Below are 2,538 nucleotides of genomic sequence, written 5' to 3'. Positions count from 1 at the left end.
CCAATCAGCGCTCGACGCGCATGAAGGTCCTGGTGTACGACGGTTTTGGCGTCTGGCTCGCTGCACGACGCTTGAACAAAGGTCATTTCGTTTGGGCCAATGGTCATAGTGATATTTCTGAGACGTTAAATCTCGAGCAACTGCGCGCACTCGTGATCGGGCTGCCCTGGCAGACGTTGGCGCACGACCACGTAATCGCGGTGGTATAGCAAATGACGTAAACAGTTTCGATTCCCCCGGCGTGCAGGTGCTGGCAAACTTGATGCATGAATTCACCCACTGATCTCGATGCCCTGAACCCCGATCAACTGCGCGCGCTCGCGCGGCAGTTGATGACCCAGGTCGACGAGAAGACGCGTGAATCGCACTACCGCCAAACGCGCATTGACCAGCTCACCCACGAGCTCTCGGTCATCAAACGCCTGCAATTCGGCAGACGTAGCGAACAGTTCACTGCCGAGCAGTTAAGCTTGCTGGACGAGGCCATTGATGAGGATTTGGCAGCGCTTGAGGCCGAGCTGGATGAACTGCGCTCGGACGCGCCGCAGGAGAAACCTCGCAAGCGGGCCAAACGCTTGCCGTTGCCGCCCCAGTTGCCTCGCACCGACATCCATCACGAACCGACAGAGTTGAACTGCCCCTGTGGCTGCCAGCGCGTGCGCATCGGCGAGGATATCAGCGAGAAGCTCGACTACACTCCGGGCGTGTTCACGGTTGAGCGCCACATCCGTGGGAAGTGGGCATGTAAAGCGTGCGAGACGTTGATCCAGGCGCCGGTGCCACCGCATGTGATCGACAAAGGGATTCCAACGAATGGCTTGCTCGCACAGGTGTTGGTCGCCAAATACGGCGACCACCTTCCTCTGTACCGGCAGGAACGCATCTTCGCCCGGGCTGGCCTGGCAATTCCACAATCGACGCTCGGCGGCTGGGTGGGCGTATGCGGTGTACGTTTGCAGCCCTTGGTCGACGCACTTCGGGAGGAACTGCTGCGCCATAGCGTCTTACATGCAGACGAAACGCCGGTGCGGATGTTGAGCCCCGGCAAAGGGAAGACGCATAGCGCCTATTTATGGGCCTACACGTCGACTCAGTTTGTAGAGGTGCGCGCTGTCGTGTACGAGTTCGCCGACGGCAGATCTGGCGAACATGCCCGCGCCTTCTTGGGCAACTGGCGTGGCAAGCTGGTCGTCGACGATTACAGCGGCTATAAAGCAGGATTCAAACTGGGCATCACGGAAATTGGCTGCATGGCGCACGCGCGGAGAAAATTCTTCGATCTGCATGCGAGCAAGAAGAGCCAGATCGCCGAGCAGGCATTGAAATTCTTCGTGGCGCTCTACGACGTCGAGCGCGAAGCAGCCGACTTGGATCCTGAGCAACGACGAGCAATTCGTGAGGAGCGAGGCAGGCCAGTCGCCCAGGCGTTGCACGTCTGGATGCTCGCTCAGCGCAAGCTTGTCGCCGAGGGTTCGCCGATCGCCAAAGCACTGGACTACAACCTCAAGCGTTGGCAGGCGCTCACGCGCTATCTTGACGATCCCCGCGTGCCCATTGATAACAACCGAATCGAAAACCTGATTCGGCCGTGGGCCATTGGACGGGCCAACTGCTTATTCGCGGGTTCTCTACGCGCTGGTCAACGTGCCGCTGCCATCATGAGTCTGGTGCGTTCCGCTCAGCTCAATGGGCACGACCCATACGCATATCTGAAAGACGTCCTCACGCGACTGCCGACACAGCGGGCCGATAAGATCGCCGAATTGCTTCCGCATAACTGGGTACCACCTGTCCCCTGATTGAGCTCACCCTGACTTTGCCGGGCGCTTACCGTGCTTTCGCCCTTTCTATCGTTTCCATTCGGCGAGCACAGGGAAAGCCCAACCCGGCTGATTTTCCTGTGGGCACGCCAGAGTGGTCGGCCGTAATCGCAGACTTCGCGGCAGACATTTTGCGTCTTCCCGCAGATCCACTATCCCTCCCAAAGCCGGTGGCGCGGAAGAAATCATGCGGATGAGTGCTTTATTGCTCTTCGCCTATACGACGCATCGGCAGCAAGGTCACCTCTCATGCCAGTGCCACAGTCGCTTCCGCCGGCGCAGCCTGTGATTCGCCACCAGGTCGAGAAAGCGTCGATAGCATTGACCGGTCGTCGAATCGAAACTCGCAAAGAAGATGAGGGGCCGATGCCAACTTCGTTACCTGGATGGCCGAAAGGGCGACTAGAAGGTCTGCCGCTTTTGCTGAAAAGCCAAATCGCGCTTCTGCGACTGAACGATCCGAACGGAGAAGTCGCTGGGCGAGCATCAAGTACGCCAGGTTGATCTCACGAATTGAAGCAGCGGTATCACTCAAAGTGTTCATTGCCCTGTCCTGCCCTGGTCGAAAATGAGTCGAATGAAATCGGCAATATGTACTGATCTTTCATCAGATCCCGTAACAATGACCATTTTGGAATTGTTCATACCGTTCGGCAAGGGTTTGTAAGACAATATTTAGGTCGGCGAATCGTGAGTCGGTACAGATTACGGTTCTGAC

Annotated in this window: 3 protein-coding genes; 2 read left to right on the top strand and 1 reads right to left on the bottom strand. The window is 57.5% G+C overall.

Translation table 11 applies throughout. From position 1 onward, the window contains the following. Both tnpB and HB633_RS30460 read left to right on the top strand, forming a co-directional pair. Positions 1 to 209: IS66 family insertion sequence element accessory protein TnpB (gene tnpB, locus HB633_RS30465; protein ID WP_213781842.1), on the top strand; the 209-nt coding region annotated here is incomplete at its 5' end. 57 nt (positions 210 to 266) lie between these two features. Then, the gene (locus tag HB633_RS30460) at positions 267 to 1,799 is read left to right on the top strand and encodes an IS66 family transposase (RefSeq protein ID WP_213781841.1); all 1,533 of its coding nucleotides are present in this window, start codon (positions 267 to 269) and stop codon (positions 1,797 to 1,799) included. A gap of 268 nt (positions 1,800 to 2,067) precedes the next feature. Here the strand turns inward: HB633_RS30460 and HB633_RS30455 are convergent, their stop codons facing one another. Beyond that, positions 2,068 to 2,364, bottom strand: coding sequence for a flagellar transcriptional regulator FlhD (locus HB633_RS30455; protein ID WP_213781840.1), 297 nt, complete (start codon positions 2,362 to 2,364; stop codon positions 2,068 to 2,070). Between the last annotated feature and the right edge of the window lie 174 nt (positions 2,365 to 2,538).

Origin of the sequence: Caballeronia sp. dw_276 (assembly GCF_018449635.1) — a bacterium.
GTDB lineage: Bacteria > Pseudomonadota > Gammaproteobacteria > Burkholderiales > Burkholderiaceae > Caballeronia.
Note: the sequence above shows the minus strand (reverse complement) of the source record. Positions and strands in the feature narration are given on the sequence as shown.

Excerpts from the sequence above, each read along its gene's own strand:
- HB633_RS30455 (WP_213781840.1), bottom strand. The coding sequence starts at position 2,364 with ATGAACACTTTGAGTGATACCGCTGCTTCAATTCGTGAGATCAACCTG.
- HB633_RS30460 (WP_213781841.1), top strand. The coding sequence starts at position 267 with ATGAATTCACCCACTGATCTCGATGCCCTGAACCCCGATCAACTGCGC.